The 14,603-nt window shown below is 71.8% G+C and carries 15 protein-coding genes; 6 read left to right on the top strand and 9 right to left on the bottom strand.

What is annotated here, in order from left to right; all coding sequences use genetic code 11:
* Positions 1 to 22: 22 nt before the first annotated feature.
* The 3 genes from ACFZDI_RS03645 to ACFZDI_RS03635 form a co-directional block, all read right to left on the bottom strand.
* Positions 23 to 349 carry a hypothetical protein gene (locus tag ACFZDI_RS03645; protein WP_391247486.1) on the bottom strand — a complete coding sequence of 109 codons (327 nt, stop codon included), beginning with the start codon at positions 347 to 349 and terminating at the stop codon, positions 23 to 25.
* Entirely contained in the window at positions 342 to 1,010 is a 669-nt protein-coding gene (msrA, locus tag ACFZDI_RS03640; RefSeq protein ID WP_391247485.1) for a peptide-methionine (S)-S-oxide reductase MsrA, read from the bottom strand. The genes ACFZDI_RS03645 and msrA overlap by 8 nt, the downstream gene beginning before the upstream one ends.
* 123 nt (positions 1,011 to 1,133) lie before the next feature.
* Positions 1,134 to 2,255 (bottom strand): hypothetical protein, encoded by a 1,122-nt coding sequence (locus ACFZDI_RS03635; protein ID WP_234845468.1) that lies wholly within the window; start codon positions 2,253 to 2,255, stop codon positions 1,134 to 1,136.
* A 119-nt stretch (positions 2,256 to 2,374) separates the two neighbouring features.
* Between ACFZDI_RS03635 and ACFZDI_RS03630 the strand changes: the two genes are divergently transcribed.
* The gene (locus ACFZDI_RS03630; RefSeq protein ID WP_361109004.1) at positions 2,375 to 3,529 is read left to right on the top strand and encodes a cystathionine gamma-synthase; all 1,155 of its coding nucleotides are present in this window, start codon (positions 2,375 to 2,377) and stop codon (positions 3,527 to 3,529) included.
* A 37-nt stretch (positions 3,530 to 3,566) separates the two neighbouring features.
* Here the strand turns inward: ACFZDI_RS03630 and ACFZDI_RS03625 are convergent, their stop codons facing one another.
* From ACFZDI_RS03625 to ACFZDI_RS03615, 3 genes are all read right to left on the bottom strand, one after another.
* On the bottom strand, positions 3,567 to 3,815 hold the full coding sequence (locus ACFZDI_RS03625; RefSeq protein WP_391247482.1) for a hypothetical protein: 249 nt from the start codon (positions 3,813 to 3,815) through the stop codon (positions 3,567 to 3,569).
* Between the two features lie 34 nt (positions 3,816 to 3,849).
* Entirely contained in the window at positions 3,850 to 4,347 is a 498-nt protein-coding gene (locus tag ACFZDI_RS03620; RefSeq protein ID WP_391247480.1) for a sigma factor-like helix-turn-helix DNA-binding protein, read from the bottom strand.
* A 453-nt stretch (positions 4,348 to 4,800) separates the two neighbouring features.
* Positions 4,801 to 5,307, bottom strand: a complete 507-nt coding sequence (locus tag ACFZDI_RS03615) for a MarR family transcriptional regulator (protein ID WP_391247478.1) — start codon at positions 5,305 to 5,307, stop codon at positions 4,801 to 4,803.
* Positions 5,308 to 5,470: 163 nt separating this feature from the next.
* Here ACFZDI_RS03615 and ilvA point away from each other — a divergent pair, with 163 nt between their 5' ends.
* From ilvA to ACFZDI_RS03600, 3 genes are all read left to right on the top strand, one after another.
* The gene (gene ilvA, locus ACFZDI_RS03610; RefSeq protein WP_234845472.1) at positions 5,471 to 6,700 is read left to right on the top strand and encodes a threonine ammonia-lyase; all 1,230 of its coding nucleotides are present in this window, start codon (positions 5,471 to 5,473) and stop codon (positions 6,698 to 6,700) included.
* A gap of 173 nt (positions 6,701 to 6,873) precedes the next feature.
* Positions 6,874 to 7,851 (top strand): ATP-binding cassette domain-containing protein, encoded by a 978-nt coding sequence (locus ACFZDI_RS03605; RefSeq protein ID WP_234845473.1) that lies wholly within the window; start codon positions 6,874 to 6,876, stop codon positions 7,849 to 7,851.
* The gene (locus ACFZDI_RS03600) at positions 7,848 to 8,705 is read left to right on the top strand and encodes an ABC transporter permease (protein ID WP_234845474.1); all 858 of its coding nucleotides are present in this window, start codon (positions 7,848 to 7,850) and stop codon (positions 8,703 to 8,705) included. The genes ACFZDI_RS03605 and ACFZDI_RS03600 overlap by 4 nt, the downstream gene beginning before the upstream one ends.
* 57 nt (positions 8,706 to 8,762) lie before the next feature.
* Here the strand turns inward: ACFZDI_RS03600 and greA are convergent, their stop codons facing one another.
* Positions 8,763 to 9,260, bottom strand: a complete 498-nt coding sequence (gene greA / locus ACFZDI_RS03595; RefSeq protein ID WP_234845475.1) for a transcription elongation factor GreA — start codon at positions 9,258 to 9,260, stop codon at positions 8,763 to 8,765.
* Positions 9,261 to 9,438: 178 nt separating this feature from the next.
* Positions 9,439 to 9,837, bottom strand: coding sequence for a DUF4307 domain-containing protein (locus tag ACFZDI_RS03590; protein WP_391247474.1), 399 nt, complete (start codon positions 9,835 to 9,837; stop codon positions 9,439 to 9,441).
* Positions 9,838 to 10,005: 168 nt separating this feature from the next.
* Here ACFZDI_RS03590 and mca point away from each other — a divergent pair, with 168 nt between their 5' ends.
* Both mca and ACFZDI_RS03580 read left to right on the top strand, forming a co-directional pair.
* Positions 10,006 to 10,866 (top strand): mycothiol conjugate amidase Mca, encoded by an 861-nt coding sequence (mca, locus tag ACFZDI_RS03585; protein WP_391248020.1) that lies wholly within the window; start codon positions 10,006 to 10,008, stop codon positions 10,864 to 10,866.
* Positions 10,859 to 11,149 carry a hypothetical protein gene (locus ACFZDI_RS03580; RefSeq protein ID WP_391247473.1) on the top strand — a complete coding sequence of 97 codons (291 nt, stop codon included), beginning with the start codon at positions 10,859 to 10,861 and terminating at the stop codon, positions 11,147 to 11,149. The genes mca and ACFZDI_RS03580 overlap by 8 nt, the downstream gene beginning before the upstream one ends.
* Positions 11,150 to 11,266: 117 nt before the next feature.
* Here ACFZDI_RS03580 and ACFZDI_RS03575 read toward each other — a convergent pair whose 3' ends face one another.
* The gene (locus tag ACFZDI_RS03575) at positions 11,267 to 14,461 is read right to left on the bottom strand and encodes a tetratricopeptide repeat protein (protein ID WP_391247471.1); all 3,195 of its coding nucleotides are present in this window, start codon (positions 14,459 to 14,461) and stop codon (positions 11,267 to 11,269) included.
* Between the last annotated feature and the right edge of the window lie 142 nt (positions 14,462 to 14,603).

The raw sequence follows: 14,603 nt of genomic DNA, 5'->3' as shown, positions 1-14,603 counted from the left end.
CCCGTGTCACGGAAGCGGGCCGTCAGCGCACGGTGTACATGCTGAAGATGTGCACGGCCGCTTCGATCTGTGCCCGCATGCGGTCGTCCGGGTTCCCCGTCACCCGCACGAAGACCACGGACGAGCCGGGGTCGTCCGCGACCAGCAGTGTCAGCGGCACCCGGCCCGAGAGCGGGTAGTCGTACCAGCCGTCGGGCTCGTCGACGTCAGTGTGGAGCAGGGCGTTGCCGACGGCCTGCCAGTCCAAGTCGTCGAACTCGTAACCCGAGAACTCCGCGATGGTCTCGCAGAACGGCCGCAGACCCTCCTTGAAGATCCAGCCCCCGCCGAAGCTCTCAGGCTCAGCCACCGGTCCTCCCCACGCCGACCGGGCAGGACACGCCCGTGCCGCCGATGCCGCAGTAGCCGCCGGGGTTCTTGTCCAGGTACTGCTGGTGGTAGCCCTCCGCCGGGTAGAAGGGGCGGCCCTCCACCGTGACGATCTCCGTGGTGATGGCGCCGTGGCCGGAGGACGTGAGGACCTTTTGGTACGCCTCGCGGGAGGACTTGGCGGTGGCCTCCTGCTCGGGGGTGTGCGTGTAGATCGCTGAGCGGTACTGCGTGCCCACGTCGTTGCCCTGGCGGAAGCCCTGCGTGGGGTCGTGCGACTCCCAGAACGTCTTCAGCAGCCGCTCGTACGAGATCTGCTCCGGGTCGAACACCACGCGTACCACCTCGGTGTGGCCGGTCAGGCCCGAACAGACCTCCTCGTACGTGGGGTTCTCGGTGTGGCCCCCCTGGTAGCCGACGAGGGTGGTCCAGACACCGGCCGGGAGCCGCCAGAACGTGCGCTCGGCGCCCCAGAAGCAGCCGAGGCCGAAGTCGGCCGTCTCCAGGCCCTCGGGGTAGGGGCCGAGCAGCGGGTTGCCCAGGACGGTGTGGCGGTCGGGGACCGTGAACACCGGCTCGGGGCGGCCGCGCAGCGCCTGCTCGGGAGTCGGCAGCTGGGGCGTACGGCTGTACAGGAACATGCGGGCTCCAATCGGGGCGACGCCTCGCTCGACGTGGGCGACGCACCCGTCAACGTGCCGGTGGCGCCCGGAATTCCGGCCGGAGCCGACCCGGGCGGCGCTCAGCGCGGCAGGCTCACCGGCTCAGTGCGGCAGGCTCGCCGGGCTGCCGCCGTTCGCCTCGTAGCCCGCTACCGCCAGGGCCCGGTACACCGCGAACTCCGCCGCCGGATCCGCGGAGAGGGTCCAGGGCAGGGCGCCCACATGGCCGTCGACGTGCACCAGCTGGTTCATGGCCTCCGACCAGCGCTCGCCGCGGACCAGGAAGAACACCAGCATGTGCCGGACATGGGCGAGCATCGGGTCGTCGGGGCGGGCCGAGTGCACCGCGTGCAGCGCGCCGTGGACCGCCTTCGTGACGACCTCGCTCTGCCAGAAGCTCGCGACGAGGGTCACCTCGGGGAGGTGCTCGAACACCGCGAAGAGCGGCATCGCCGACAGGAGGGAACCCCGGGGCGCCCGGGCCGCCGCGGCCTCGGCGAACGCGTACGCCTCCGCACGCGAACCGTGCCACTTCTCGCACCAGTAGTGCAGCGCCGCCAGGTGCGCCCCCATGTGGGCAGGGGCGCGGTCCAGGATCTTCAGCCAGAGCTGCTCGAAGTCCTTCTGGGAGTAGCCGAGGCCGCGGGCCACCGACAGCTCGACGATGTACGGGACCGGGTCACCGGGGGCGAGCAGCGCCGCCTCGCCGCACGCCGTCCTCGCCTCTTCCATGATGATCCGGAATTCGTCCGTCCCGGGGGTCGCCGTGCGCCACGCCTGCTGCACCAGGAACTCGGCGTGCACCGCGGCACCGCCCGCGTCCTTGGGGGCCTCGGCCCGCCACACGCGCAGCCACTGCCCGCCCGGCGCCTCGCTCACCCCGCCCGGCCGCCGCGACAGCTCCAGCGACGCCGCGCCCGCGAAGGCCTGCACGCGCTGCCAGCGCCGCTCGCCCTCCGTCTCGGTGCCCGCCAGGAGCTGCTGCGCCGCGCGGTGGTCCTGCGTACGCTGCACCACGTCCAGGACGTCCAGCAGGTCCTGGTCCGGGCCGGGCATGCGGATGTCGAGCTCCTCCTCCAGGGCGAAGCCGTAGTTCGCCGGGTCCGCGGCGTCCGGGTGGTCGGGCGAGACCAGCCCTATCGCACCGCCGCGCTTGCGCCGCAGGAAGGGGAGCAGCACGAAGCCCAGCATGACCAGCGCGATCAGGACCCAGAGAATCTCCATGCATCAAGCGAACCAGACCGCGCCGACAATTGGCCAACCTGCTCCCGGAACCTGTGGAAAACTCCGCGTCGCCCCCGTCCCCCGGCGCGCTGCGCTTCGGCGCATTACCCTCGGTGCCCATGAGCGACAGGCACATCAGTCAGCACTTCGAGACGCTCGCGATTCACGCGGGCAACACCGCCGACCCCCTGACGGGCGCGGTCGTCCCGCCGATCTACCAGGTCTCGACCTACAAGCAGGACGGCGTCGGCGGGCTGCGCGGCGGCTATGAGTACAGCCGCAGCGCCAATCCCACCAGGACCGCGCTGGAGGAGAACCTCGCCGCCCTGGAGGGCGGCCGTCGCGGTCTCGCGTTCGCGTCCGGGCTGGCGGCCGAGGACTGCCTGCTGCGTACGCTGCTCAGCCCCGGCGACCACGTGGTCATCCCGAACGACGCGTACGGCGGGACGTTCCGCCTGTTCGCCAAGGTCGTCGCCCGCTGGGGCGTCGAGTGGTCGGTCGCCGACACCAGCGACCCGGCCGCCGTGCGGGCCGCCATCACGCCGAAGACCAAGGTCGTCTGGGTGGAGACGCCCTCCAACCCGCTGCTCGGCATCACCGACATCGCCGCCGTCGCGCAGGTCGCCCGGGACGCCGGCGCCCGCCTCGTCGTCGACAACACCTTCGCCACGCCCTACCTCCAGCAGCCGCTGTCGCTGGGCGCGGACGTCGTCGTGCACTCGCTGACCAAGTACATGGGCGGTCACTCCGACGTCGTCGGCGGCGCCCTGATCACCGGTGACGCGGCCCTGGGCGAGGAACTGGCCTTCCACCAGAACGCGATGGGCGCGGTCGCCGGGCCCTTCGACTCGTGGCTGGTGCTGCGCGGCACCAAGACCCTCTCCGTCCGTATGGACCGGCACAGCGAGAACGCGACCAAGGTCGCCGACATGCTCACCCGGCACGCGCGCGTGACGAGCGTGCTGTACCCGGGCCTGCCCGAGCACCCCGGTCACGAGGTCGCCGCCAAGCAGATGAAGTCGTTCGGCGGCATGGTGTCCTTCCGCGTCGAGGGTGGCGAGGAGGCGGCCGTCGAGGTCTGCAACCGCGCGAAGATCTTCACGCTGGGCGAGTCCCTGGGCGGCGTCGAGTCGCTGATCGAGCACCCCGGCCGCATGACGCACGCCTCCGTGGCCGGCTCGGCCCTGGAGGTTCCCGGCGACCTGGTGCGGCTGTCCGTCGGCATCGAGAACGCGGAGGACCTGCTGGAGGACCTTCAGCAGGCACTCGGCTAGCGGACACCGGGCCGGGCGGGACCGGCCCCTCGCGGGGTCACCACCCGGTGAGGGGTGGAGTCGTGTCGGACGGCGGCTCCACCCACGGGCGGGCTGTCAACGCCCACACCGTGAACGCCACGGCCGCCGCGCACAGCAGCAGCCACATGATGCGGCGGGCGAGCGTCCTGCGCCGCAGCATGCGGCCGCCGCGGCGCACCGCCTCCGTGTGGATCTCGGGCGGCACCAGCCGCGCCGGGCCCTGAAGGAGCCGCCGTACGGCCGCGTCGCGGTCGTTCCCGCTCATGCCGGCCTCCGGTCGTCCCCGTCGCCCGCCGGGCTCACGGCGTCGCCTTCGCGGCCGTCACCGCGGGCGCAGGGCCCCGCGAGCGGTGCAGCAGGGCCGACGTCGCCCGGTGCGAGATCGCCCGGACGCGCTCCGGGGACAACCCGAGCAGGGCCGCCGTCTGCTCCTCGGCGACACCCTCGTACAGCCTGAGCACCATGACGAGCCGCTCCTGCGGGGTGAGCGGCGCCAGGGGGCTCGCGGGGTGGGGCCGGGAGCGGCCGAGAACGCCGTGGTGCCAGGCGCCGCGCGCGAAGCGGGTGGCCAGTTGCCGGCGGGCGTGGTCGTAGGGATCCTCGCCGTGCAGCCGGTCCCAGCACGCGTACGTGTGGGCCAGCGACAGTGTCAGCAGACGCCGCGCGCGGGGGTTGTCGTCGGGGGACTCGGCGGTGAGCAGCGTGGCGGCGTGCAGCAGCCGCCCGGCCGCGCCCGCGACGAACGCCTCGAACTCCCGGGCGCGACGGGTTGCCCGGGACGCATGCCGCTCCAGCACCGCGCCTCCCGCCTGACGGCGACCCTGAGGATACGGGCCCCGGCCGCGCGCGACGGGGGCCCGGTCTCATATCAGGCCAGTGACGGCCCCGCGGTCAAGAGCCGCGCACGGCTCGGCGGGCACCACGCGCGCGTGCCACGCGGGTCGTCGTGCGCGAGGAGGCCGGGAGCCGGACCGCAGCGGCTTCGGGGCGCGGCCGGGAGCCGGGTGCGGGGGGTTCAGGGCGCCGTGTAGAGCCGTGCCGCAGTGTGTCCGGATACGCGATCCGGACCGTGCCGCGGGATGTTCAGGGGGCGGTCGGGAGCCGGCTCGCGGGGTGATCAGGGCGTGATCGGGAGCCGGCTCGCGGGGCGTTCACAGCGCGGTCGGAAGCGGGGGCCGGCTGTTCAGGGCGCGGTCCGGACCGTGGCGCAGGGAGTTCGGGACACGGTCGGGATCCGGGCCGCGGGGTGTTCAGGACGTCGGCTGGGCCTCCGGCCCCGGTACGCCCTGTGCGCTCATCCGGGCGGACAGTGCCGTGTTGAAGCGCGTGAGGAGGTCGCAGAACGCCTCGCGCTCCTCCGGCTCCCAGTCGTGCGTCAGTTCGGCCATCAACTGGCGCCGGGAGGAACGCACTTCCTCCAGGCGGGCCTGGCCGCGCGGGGACAGTTGCAGCACCACCGCGCGCCCGTCCTCGGGGTGAGAGGTGCGCTTCACCAGACCGGTGTCGACGAGCGGAGCCACCTGCCGGGTGACCGTCGAGGAGTCGATCCCCATGCTCGCGGCGAGTGCCTTGACGCCCATCGGGCCTTCTTTGTCGAGACGGTTGAGCAGCAGATAGGCGGCGCGGTCCATGGAGTTGCGCACCTGTCCGACCCCGCCGAGCCGGGTCTGTTCGGCACGGCGGGCGAACAGCGCCACCTCGTGCTGCAGCGTGTCGAGGAGACCGGTGTCACCGACTGTCGTCATGTCCATCGACATTTCAGGTGTTGTGGGCATGGCCGGGGGCTCACTTCGTGGAGGGCTGGCAGATTGGGGGACAGGGTACGCGGCCGGAAGGCAGGCCGTACCGGCGCTGCGCAAAGCGGGTCTCGGAGGTTGGTCACAACGGTCGTTCCCGCCTGTGAACTGCGATGCTGGAGTCATGAGCTACAGCACGGCTGACTCCTTTCGGACCGTCACCCTCGACGACGTGCGCGGCGCGCAGAAGATGCTGTCGGGTGTGGCGCGGGTGACCGCGATGGAGGGCAGCAGGCACCTGTCCCAGATGGTCGGCGCGCCGGTGCACCTCAAGTGCGAGAACCTCCAGCGGACGGGCTCGTTCAAGCTGCGCGGCGCGTACGTCCGGATCGCGGGTCTGCTGCCGGAGGAGCGTGCCGCCGGTGTCGTCGCCGCGAGCGCCGGCAACCACGCGCAGGGCGTCGCCCTCGCCTCGTCCCTGCTGGGCGTGCGCTCGACGGTGTTCATGCCGAAGGGCGCCCCGCTGCCCAAGGTGAGCGCCACCCGTGACTACGGGGCGGAGGTCCGCCTGCACGGCCAGGTGGTCGACGAGACACTGGCCGCCGCGCAGGAGTACGCGGCCGAGACGGGCGCCGTGTTCATCCACCCCTTCGACCACCCCGACATCATCGCGGGCCAGGGCACGGTGGGCCTGGAGATCCTGGAGCAGTGCCCCGAGGTGCGCACGGTCCTGGTCGGCATCGGCGGGGGCGGGCTGGCCGCCGGTATCGCGGTGGCGGTGAAGGCGCTGCGGCCCGAGGTGCGGGTCGTGGGCGTGCAGGCGGCGGGCGCGGCGGCCTACCCGCCCTCGCTGGCGGCGGGCCGGCCGGTGTCGGTGGAGAACCCGGCGACCATGGCCGACGGCATCAAGGTCGGGCGGCCGGGCGACGTGCCGTTCAGGATCATCGACGAACTGGTCGACGAGGTGCGCACGGTCAGCGAGGACGAGCTGTCGGCCGCGCTGCTGCTGTGCCTGGAGCGCGCCAAGCTGGTCGTCGAGCCGGCCGGGGCGAGCCCCGTCGCGGCGCTGCTGAGCGATGCAGGGGCCTTCGAGGGCCCGGTCGTCGCGGTGCTGTCCGGCGGCAACGTCGATCCGGTGCTGATGGAGCGGGTGCTGCGGCACGGCATGGCCGCGCAGGGCCGCTACCTGGCGGTCCGGCTGCGGCTGACGGACCGGCCCGGTGCCCTTGCCACTCTTCTGGGCGTGTTGTCAGTGGTCGACGCTAACGTCCTCGATGTGAGTCACGTGCGGACCGACCCACGGCTCGGGCTCACGGAGGCGGAGGTCGAGCTGCACCTGGAGACGAAGGGCCCGGCGCACTGCGTCGAGGTGGGGCAGGCGCTGCGCGAGGCGGGCTACACGGTCATCGGCTGAGCGGGCCGCCGACCCGCAGGAGCCCGCCCGGACGCGGTCAAGATCCTTTCGTCTCACGGAGAGCAACGCGGAAAAACTCATTGTGAGACGCGATACATCGCGTTATGGTGTGTTGGTGCGCAGAAGCTTCGCCGGACATCCGTCCGGTCATCCCCGAAGACGTGGAGACTCATATGCCAGGCGCCATCTACGCCGAGGGTCTGGTCAAGACCTTCGGTGACGTCAGGGCCTTGGACGGCGTCGACCTCGACGTGCCCGAAGGCACGGTCCTCGGCCTGCTCGGGCCGAACGGCGCGGGCAAGACCACCACCGTCCGCTGCCTGACCACCCTGCTGCGGCCCGACAGCGGGCGCGCGGTCGTCGCGGGCATCGACGTGCTCAAACAGCCGGACGCGGTCCGCCGCTCCATCGGCCTGTCCGGCCAGTTCGCGGCCGTCGACGAATACCTCACCGGCCGGGAGAACCTCCAGATGGTCGGCCGGCTCTACCAGATGCGGGCGAAGGCGGCGAAGGAGCGCGCGGCCGAACTGCTGGAGCAGTTCCATCTCACGGACGCCGCCGACCGCCCCACCAAGACCTACTCGGGCGGCATGCGCCGCCGGCTCGACCTCGCGGCGGCCCTGGTCGTCTCGCCGCCCGTGATGTTCATGGACGAGCCGACGACCGGCCTCGACCCCCGCAACCGCCAGCAGCTGTGGGAGGTCATCAAGCAACTGGTCTCCGGCGGCACCACCCTGCTGCTCACCACGCAGTACCTGGAGGAGGCCGACCACCTGGCCCACGACATCGCGGTGGTCGACCACGGCAAGGTCATCGCCAAGGGCACCTCCGACCAGCTCAAGGCCCGCACCGGCGGCGAGCGCGTCGAGGTCGTGGTGCACCAGCGCGAGCACATCCAGGCCGCCGCCGAGGTCCTGGCCGGCTTCGGCAAGGGCGAGACCACCGTCGAGGACCACATGCGCAAGCTCACCGCCCCGGTGACCGGCGGTGCCAAGCTCCTCGCCGAGGTCATCCGCGAGCTGGACACCCGGGGCATCGAGATCGATGACATCGGCCTGCGCCGGCCGACCCTCGACGACGTCTTCCTCTCCCTGACGGGACACGTGGCCGAGGCCAAGGACCAGGAGAACGACAAGGAGGCCGCCCAGTGAGCGCCGTCACCGACACCGTGCGGGTCGCACCGGCAACGAACCCGGTCAGCCAGTCGATCCGGGACTCGATGGTCGTCGCCAAGCGCAACCTGATCCGCATGTCCCGGATCCCCGAGATGATCATCTACGGGCTGATCCAGCCGATCATGTTCGTGGTGCTGTTCACCTACGTCTTCGGCGGCTCCATGCAGATCGGCAACAGCACCAGTGCCGCCGACTACAAGAACTTCCTGATGGCGGGCATCTTTGCGCAGACCGTCACGTTCGCCACCGCCAGCTCCGGCGCCGGCATCGCCGACGACATGCACAAGGGCCTCATCGACCGCTTCCGCTCCCTGCCGATGGCACGCGGCGCGGTGCTCACCGGCCGTACCCTCGCCGACTCCGTGCAGACGGCCCTCACCCTGGTCGTCCTCGCCGTGGTCGCCCTGCTCGTCGGCTGGCGAGTCGGATCGGACGGCAGCACCAACGCCGCCAAGGTCCTCGCGGCCTTCGGCCTGCTGCTCCTGCTCGGCTACGCGTTCACCTGGATCGGCGCCCTGATCGGTATGTCGGTGAAGACCCCCGAGGCGGCCACCTCCAGCGGCCTCATCTGGCTCTTCCCGGTCACGTTCATCTCCAACGCCTTCGTCGACACCAGCCACATGACCCCGTGGTTGCGCCACATCGCGGAGTGGAACCCCTTCAGCGCCACGGTCCAGGCCTGCCGTGTGCTGTTCGCCAACCCGGGCCAGTCCCCGTCGGACGCCTGGCCCATGCAGCACCCGGTGTGGGCCTCGCTGATCTACTCGATCCTGATCCTGGTGATCTTCCGGACCCTGGCCGTGCGCAAGTACCGCTCGGCGACGGCATGACAAGGCCCCGGCGCCGCTGCGGCGCCGGGGGCACTTCCGAAGACGGGGCGGGGCCGGTCAGCCCTCGTACGGCTCGGCCTTGAGGATCTTCACCAGGGCCTTCTTGCCGTTCGGCAGCTCGTACTCGGCGTCCTCGCCGACCTTGTGGCCGATCACGCCGCTGCCCAGCGGGGACTGCGGCGAGTAGGTCTCGATGTCCGAGCTCGCGTACTCCCGGGAAGCGAGCAGGAACGTCAGCGTGTCGTCCTCGTCCCCGTCGAACGCGATCGTGACGACCATGCCCGGCGCCACCGCACCGTCCGCCGCGGGCGCCTCACCGACCTTGGCGCTCTCCAGGAGCTGGGTGAGCTGGCGCACGCGGAGCTCCTGCTTGCCCTGCTCCTCCTTGGCCGCGTGGTACCCGCCGTTCTCACGCAGGTCGCCCTCCTCGCGCGCCGCGGCGATCTTCGCGGAGATCTCCGCCCGCGCGGGACCAGTAAGGTACTCAAGCTCAGCCTTGAGCTTGTTGTACGCCTCCTGGGTCAGCCAGGTGACGTTCTCGCTGGTCTGGGTCACAGGTGCTCCTCGTAGGTACTGGGAATACAAAGCATCGCCCTACCCAGAAGAATGTTCCTTCACGGAAGGGCGAAACCACGAGCCTAACAATTCAGGGGCCCGAGGGGGAGGACATATGCGACGACAATCACGTCAATGCAGGTCAGACTCTGTGTATTCCAGGTGACGTCGAGCAGTCTCAGCCGGTGTGGCAGCCGAGCAGCTCGGCGGTGGTGCCCGGGGAGGTCGTACGGAGGGTGACGACCTTGTCGATGCGGGTCCCGTCCCCGTCGAAGCGGAAGTCGGCCCGGCCCACCTCGGCCCCGTTCTCGGCCTGCGAGCGCACGGTGCAGTAGCCGTCGGTGCCGGCGTCCTTGCGGACCTCCAGATGCACCCGGACGGACTTCTCACCCGGCTCGAAGCTGATCACCTCGGCGCTGATCTCGTTCTGGGCCACGTAGTGGTAGCCGAACCAGCCCACGAGCCCCAGCAGTGCCACCGCGAGGAAGGCGCCCACGACCTTGAGCGTGCGGTCGGCGCGCTCGTCCGAGGAACGGCCGTAACGGCCCTCGGGCGGTCGCGTGCTCGCCGTACTCATGATCGTCCTCCTGGCAGGGCCGGGACGAAGGTCCCGGAAGGGGCTCCGGGGCCGGGCCCCGGAATTATTCGCCCCCCGATTCGGTCACTATAGAAGCCGCTGATTGCGCCGACGCACACAGGGCGCCGACTTACTGAGGATTGAGTCTTGACTGACCAGTTGCGACTGATGGCCGTTCACGCCCACCCCGACGACGAGTCGAGCAAGGGCGCCGCGACCATGGCGAAGTACGTGTCCGAGGGGGTGGACGTGCTGGTCGTGACCTGCACGGGCGGGGAACGCGGCTCCATCCTCAATCCGAAGCTCCAGGGCGACGCGTACATCGAGGAGCACATCCACGAGGTGCGCAAGAAGGAGATGGACGAGGCCCGGGAGATCCTGGGCGTCAAGCAGGAGTGGCTCGGCTTCGTCGACTCCGGGCTGCCCGAGGGCGACCCGCTGCCGCCGCTGCCGGAGGGCTGCTTCGCCCTGGAGGACGTGGACCACGCGGCCGGTGAGCTGGTGCGCAAGATCCGCGCGTTCCGTCCGCAGGTGATCACCACCTACGACGAGAACGGCGGCTACCCGCACCCCGACCACATCATGACCCACAAGATCTCCATGGTGGCGTTCGAGTCGGCCGCGGACACCGAGAAGTACCCGGAGGCCGAGTACGGCCGCGCCTACCAGCCGCAGAAGCTCTACTACAACCAGGGCTTCAACCGCCCGCGCACCGAGGCCCTGCACCAGGCGATGCTCGACCGCGGCCTGGAGTCCCCCTACGGGGACTGGCTCAAGCGCTGGGAAGAGTTCGGCATGAAGCAGCGCACGCTCACCACGCACATCCCGTGTGCCGAGTTCTACGAGATCCGCGACAAGGCGCTGATCGCCCACGCCACGCAGATCGACCCGGACGGGGGCTGGTTCAAGGTGCCCATGGAGATCCAGAAGGAGGTCTGGCCGACGGAGGAGTACGAGCTGGCGAAGGCCCTCGTCGATACCTCCCTCCCCGAGGACGACCTCTTTGCGGGCATCCGCGACAATGCCTGACATGAGCGCAAGCGCAAGCCTGGCAATGACGCACCTCGTCTCCTTCGCCAAGGAGGTCGACGAGGACAAGGTCACCCCCGGAGTCCTCGGCTTCATCGTCTTCGCGGCGATGGCCCTGGCGGTGTGGGCCCTGATGAAGTCCATGAGCCGGCACATGAACCGGGTCGACTTCACCCAGGTCCCCGACCCCGAGGCCGAGCAGCGGGAACCGTCCGCGACGGAACCGTCCGCGGCGACCCCGGAAGCGGAGACCTCCGGCGGGACCGGCAAGAAGCAGGGCTGACGCCCCCGAGGGGCGACGCACCTCCTCGACTCCTCGACGGGAACCGCACCCGTCGGCGGTCCGGCACCACACGCCGCCGACGGCTGCGGCCCGTGTGCTGCACAGCACCCCGACGGGTCACTCCGACGCCACCGGCACTCCCATCACCTCGCGCGCGTGCCGGTTCGGGACCATGCCGAGTCGCCAGGCCTGCCAGCCCGCCTCCAGGGTCACGCCGCGCTCCAGCAGCAGCCGGTACGCGTCGAGATAGTCGTCGAGTTTGGCGTCGCGCAGTCCGTGGCCCGTGCGGGACAGCTGAGCCAGCTCCTCCTGCGCCACCGCCGTCCCCACCTCGATGCCGCCCGGGGCCGCGTAGGGAAGCAGGGTGCAGCGCAGGAAGCGGGCCCAGTCCTCGCCCCGGCGGTCGCCGTAGGACGTGAACAGCTCCACCGCCTCGTCGCACAGGGCCAGGGCCTGCTGGGTGCGGGCGTTGCCCGCGTCCACGACCGCCAGCTCCAGGCACGTCCACGCCTCCCCGTGGGCGACGCCGATGCGCTGGAAGTCGGCCCGGGCGTCGACCAGCAGCTGGCGGGCGAAGCCGGAGTTGCGCAGGGAGCCCGTCTGGGCCGCCCGCTGGTCCCGGGTGACGCGGGCCGAGTGGTGGCGTGCGCAGGCCAGTCCGTAGACGTCCCGCATGCGGGAGAACATCGTGCGGGCGCGTTCCAGCTCGCGGACCGCCTGGTCGAGAACGCCCGTCTCCTCCAGGGCCTGGCCCAGGTAGTACAGCGTCCAGGCCTCGCCGCGCGCGTCCTCGTTGTCGCGGTGGCGTGCCGCCGCCCCGCGCAGCTCCTCCACCGCCGGGGACGCGTCCCCCGCGACCAGCAGCGCCCGCGCCAGCTGGGTCAGCGCCCAGGCCTCACCACGGGCGTCACGGGTGCGCCCGTACAGGTCCAGGGCCGCCCGCAGCTCCGCCTCGGCCCGCGGGACGTCGCCCATGCGCAGCCCCAGCTGGCCGAGCTGGAAGTGCGCCCACGCCTGGCCGTGCACGGACTCGCCCGCACGGTGCAGGACGAGTGACTCGGTCAGCAGGTCCAGGGCCTCGCCCACCCGCGCGCGGTCCCGCTCGACGGCCGCCAGGGCGTGCATCGTCCAGGCGCGGTCCGTGGCCAGCTCGTCGGACGCCTGCAGCGCCAGGGCCTCGCGGAGCTTCTCCGACGCCTCCGTCAGATTGCCCTGGTGGTGCAGGGTGATGCCGAGGGAGCACAGCGCGCGGGCCGCACCGGCGTCGTGATGCGCCTCCCGGTAGAGGTCCACCACCGAGGCGAGGGTGGTGCGGGCCTTGTCCAGCTCGCCCAGCTGCCGTGCCGCGATGCCCGTGCGCCACTGCACCGAGCGGACCAGCAGGCCCTCGTCCACCGCCTGGGCCAGCTCGCTGATCTCGCCCAGCCGGTACAGGTCGCCCCGTAGCAGGCAGTAGTCGCACAGGGCGCCCAGCAGGTTCAGCACCGCCGCCTGGTTCACGCCCTCGGCGTGCCGCAGCGCCGCCGTGATGAAGCTCGACTCGTCGTCCAGCCAGCGCAGCGCCTCGTCGAGGGAGGTGAAGCCGTACGGGCTGAAGCGGTTGGTGCGCGTCGACATGTTGCCGTCGACCATGCGCAGCACCGAGTCGGCCAGCTCGGCGTAGTTCACGATCAGCCGCTCCTGCGCGGCCGTGCGCTCGGCCGGCTCCTCCTCGTCCAGCAGCCGGGCCTGGGCGAAGGAGCGGACCAGGTCGTGCAGCCGGTAGCGGTCGCCCCGGACGTGGTCGATCAGGCCGGCCCGGGTCAGGACCTCCAGATGGCGCTTCGCCTCCGCCTCGTCGGTGGCCAGCAGCGCGGCGGCCGCCGCGGCACCCAGCGAGGCCCGCCCGGCCAGGGCCAGCCGGCGCAGCAACCGCCGCACGGTCTCCGACTGGTCGGTGTAGCGCAGCCACAGGGCGCGTTCGACCGGCTCGACCGGGCCGTACGCGTCGAGGTCCGTGGCCAGCGTGCGCGGGGAGCGCGGGCCGAGGCACGAGCCCGCGATGCGCAGCGCCAGCGGCAGCCCGCCGCACAGCTCCCGGACCCGGTCGGCGGACTCCGCGTCGTACGGCCCGGAGCGGTCCTGCGCGGCCGCGCCCAGCAGTTCCTCCGCGCCGGCGGCGTCCAGCGGCTCCACCGCCAGCCGGTGCACCCGGGCGGGAAGGCCGTCCAGCTCCAGCGGGCCCCGCGCGGTCACCAGCACCAGGCTGTCGGACCGCTCCGGGACCAGCGCACGGATCTGCTCCGCGTCCGAGGCGTCGTCGAGGACGACCGTGACGGGCAGGCCCGTCAGATGCTGGTGGTACAGCTCGCCCAGCCGCTTGACCTGCTGGTCGGGGGAGGAACGCTCGCGGAACAGCAGCTGTTCGCGGGGCGCGCCGAGCCGGTTCAGCAGATGGAGCAGGGCGTCCCGGGTGGACAGCGGGGAACCGCCCGGCCCCTCGGCGCGCAGGTCGACGACACAGGCGCCGCGGAAGTAGTCCCTCAGATCGTGCGTGGCGTGCACCGCGAGGGTCGTACGGCCGCTGCCGGGTTCGCCGTGCAGCACGACCACGGTCGGCTGGGTCTCGGTGCTCGCGCGGGCCGCCTGCACCCACTGCCGGATCTGCGCCAGCTCGGCCCGCCGCCCGGCGAAGGGCCGGGCCGGTTGCGGGAGCTGCCCGAAGGACTGCTCCAGTACGTTGCGCCCGCGCGCCGCCGCGCTCTTGTCCGCGCCGCGCAGCCGCGGTCCCGTCTTCGTCGGTCCGGTCGAGGCCGCGAGCACCCGCTGCTGGTCCAGGAACGGCCGGATGCCCCGCACCTCCAGCGCCGTCAGCCACTGCAGCCGCAACTGCTCGGGCCCGCCCGGCTGGCTCACGGCCCCGGCGCGGTGGTGCGCGGCCGGAAGATGCGACCCGACCACCTTCACCACCGTCGCCGCGGCCCCCACGACGCCCACGGTGACACCCGCCCCGAGCGCGGTGCCGGTCCCCGTCCCCAGGGCCATGTCGGCGACGACGGCCGCGACCGCCGCCACGCCGGCCACCAGCAGCGGCGTTCCGGCGCCCTCCCGGGCGTAGCGCTGCCCGAAGGTGAGCTGGCCGGCCGCCGCCTCGTCCAGGGCGCGGGTGTAGGCCTCGTACTCCTCGGACGCGCTGCGTGCCATCACGTCGAGCGCTCCGCGCGCCCGCGCGAGCAGCACCTTCCCATCGGTGCGGCCGCCCGAGCGGCGCACCTCCTCCTCCACGGCCCGCCCCAACAGCCGCTCGGCCTCCGCCCGATGACTGTCCCGCATGTCAAGGTCCCCCTCCGGCGGCAACTCCTGTGCCTACGAGTGTCCTTGGTGGGAGGCGTGAGCGCGAGGGGGCGACGATCAACGTTTGCGTCCGGTGACCTCGAGCCGCTCACCGGGGGCGGGAACGCCGCGGGAATCGGAC

Source organism: Streptomyces sp. NPDC007907 (assembly GCF_042959365.1).
Taxonomy (GTDB): Bacteria; Actinomycetota; Actinomycetes; order Streptomycetales; family Streptomycetaceae; genus Streptomyces; species Streptomyces indiaensis.
Note: the sequence above shows the minus strand (reverse complement) of the source record. Positions and strands in the feature narration are given on the sequence as shown.